This is a genomic window from Psychrobacter sp. (genome assembly GCF_036731945.1).
Taxonomy (GTDB): Bacteria; Pseudomonadota; Gammaproteobacteria; order Pseudomonadales; family Moraxellaceae; genus Psychrobacter.
In genome coordinates, this window is the sequence record NZ_DAINDI010000023.1 from 27,184 (window position 1) to 29,581 (window position 2,398).

Consider the following 2,398-nt stretch of genomic DNA (forward strand, 5'->3'; position numbering starts at 1 on the left):
GATAAGAAGGTACTCATCTTGCCATTAGGGATATTGCGGACGACAAATTCGGCTTGATTGGCACTAGGTATAGAGCTAAATGAATAGGAGCGTGTCTCGTTAGAGTCAGGAATACTGACATTGACATACTGACCTGGCAAAAATACTAGCGCATCTGGATTGTCGACTTCGACGCCAAAGTGAATGGTAGATTCTGACAGTACATTCAGCTGTTGTAATTTACCTTTAAAAGTAGATTTACCCACTTTACAGGCTTCAGAAGAGCTTGGCACCTTGATCACACAGTCACTTTCAGGAATCATCTGACAGGTGAGTACATAACCTTCAGCAGCTTCAGCTTCTGTCAGTGCATCTTCGATATACATATCAGGATGCATGTCGTAGCTGCCAGATTCACAATGGCAACGGCAAGTACCGCAAGCACCATCAAGGCAATCCACAGGGATATTAAATTTTTGACGATAAGCAGCTTCGGCGACGGTTTCGTCGGCTTCACATTTGATGAAGCCTGTGACGCCGTCTTCGAACTGTAGAGCAATATTATATTCCATGAGAAATATCCCTTTTCAACACGTATTAATTAAAAGCTAGAGGCTAAATAATGAGTGAATAATGATTAGACGTGATAGACGTCCATGATTTGATGCACATAGTCGTCTTTTAAGACCACATACTTATCCAAAATTTTTGGTTGGTCTTGAGTCATGTCTATTTTGTACTGAGAGTAACCCCAATAGGTATTGGTCTCGTGATAGCGAAAGGACTTGTTGATCCAGTTGAAACGTACCGTCACAATACCGTCATTGTCTTCGAGTAATTCAATATTCGATAAATTGTGCGTGGTACGCGTATCAGGTATGGTCGCTGATGAGCGCTCAGTCTCGATGCGGAAGATACGATCTTCAAGACCACGGCGATCCGGATAATAAATCAGCGAGATTTCTCGTTGTGGGTCGCTGATGAGCTGACCATCATCATCCCAACTTGGCATCCAGAAAGGGCAGTCTTCATCGTAATAAGTGAGCCATTCTTCCCATTTTTTCTCGTCTAATAAACGCGCTTCACGGTATAGAAACTGTCTAATGTCTTCAATGTTAACAGTTGCATTTTTCATGATTGATATCCTTATTTTTTGTCAGTTCTACAATAAATAGCAGAGTAATAATAAAAATGTATCAGTCGCTATTAGCACCGTGTAGCTGCTGCTCTTGCTCTAGCGCTTTTTTCATTTCTTCATGCCAGTAGCGATGTTGGACGGTATATAGTCCTTCATCTTCAGTCTTAACACCACTCATTAAAGGTTTGAGGTCAATAGCAGCCGCGCCTTCATCTGCACCTTGAATCCAATGCTCAGAGCCTCGGCACATATCATTCCATTCAAGCTTGATACCGTTATAACCTTCTTGACACGAGCGGAATTCTTCTAAGTCATCAGGTGTTGCCATACCAGTAACGTTAAAGAAATCTTCATACTGACGAATACGGCGTGCACGTGCCTCATCGCTTTCGCCTTTTGGTGCGATACACCAGATACTGACTTCAGTTTTGTCAACCGCGATAGGGCGGAGCATGCGAATTTGTGAGCTGAACTGATCCATGATGTAGACGTTTGGATATAGGCATAAGTTACGTGAGCGTCCAATCATCCAGTCCGCCATGGCTTCACCGTAATTGGCGATATAATCATCGCGATAGGCATAGTTTGGACGGTCTTGTGGATTTTCCCACTGGGTCCATAACAGCATGTGTCCGTTTTCAAAAGAGTAGAAACCGCCACCTTGACGTCCCCATTTTCCAGCGTTCATGGCTTTGATATTGTCTTCTTTGACCGCTTCAGTTTCTTTACGGCGGGCAGTGGTAGCCGCATAATTCCAATGCACTGCTGATACGTGATAGCCATCAGCACCGTTTTCAGCTTGCAGTTTCCAGTTACCATCAAAGGTATAGGTGGAAGTGCCGCGTAGCACTTCTAGACCTTCTGGCGACTGATTGACAATCATGTCAAGAATTTTGGTAGAGCCGCCAAGCCATTCTTCGATTGGCTGCACATCATCATTTAAGCTGGCAAAGATAAAGCCTTTATAATTAGCCATCTTCACTTGTTTTAAGTCGTGTGAGCCTTCTTTATTGAAGCATTCTGGATAGCCTGCATGTCTTGGGTCTTTAACTTTAAGCAGCTTGCCTGAGTTGTTAAAGGTCCAGCCATGAAACGGGCAAGTATAAGTGGCTTTATTGCCTTTCTTATGACGGCAGAGCTGTGCACCACGATGTGAGCAAGAGTTAATCATGCAATGCAGCTCACCCTCTTTATTGCGGGCGAGAATGATGGGCTGACGACCAATGTATGAGGTGTAGTAGTCATTATTATCAGGAACTTGAGACTCATGAGCCAAATACA

At 43.6% G+C, this 2,398-nt stretch carries 3 protein-coding genes; all 3 read right to left on the minus strand.

The genetic code is table 11. The annotated features are described in order from the left end of the window. Positions 1-551 (minus strand): 2Fe-2S iron-sulfur cluster-binding protein (locus tag V7D75_RS06550; RefSeq protein ID WP_333613903.1); only part of this gene is annotated, 551 nt, incomplete at its 3' end. 65 nt (positions 552-616) lie between these two features. After that, complete coding sequence (gene benB / locus V7D75_RS06555) at positions 617-1,114, minus strand: benzoate 1,2-dioxygenase small subunit (RefSeq protein ID WP_020443471.1); 498 nt, start codon at positions 1,112-1,114, stop codon at positions 617-619. Positions 1,115-1,175: 61 nt separating this feature from the next. Beyond that, positions 1,176-2,398: Rieske 2Fe-2S domain-containing protein (locus tag V7D75_RS06560; protein WP_333613904.1), on the minus strand; the 1,223-nt coding region annotated here is incomplete at its 5' end.

Bases quoted from the DNA above. Each gene is read 5' to 3' on its own strand.
- benB (WP_020443471.1), bottom strand. From the start codon at position 1,114: ATGAAAAATGCAACTGTTAACATTGAAGACATTAGACAGTTTCTATAC.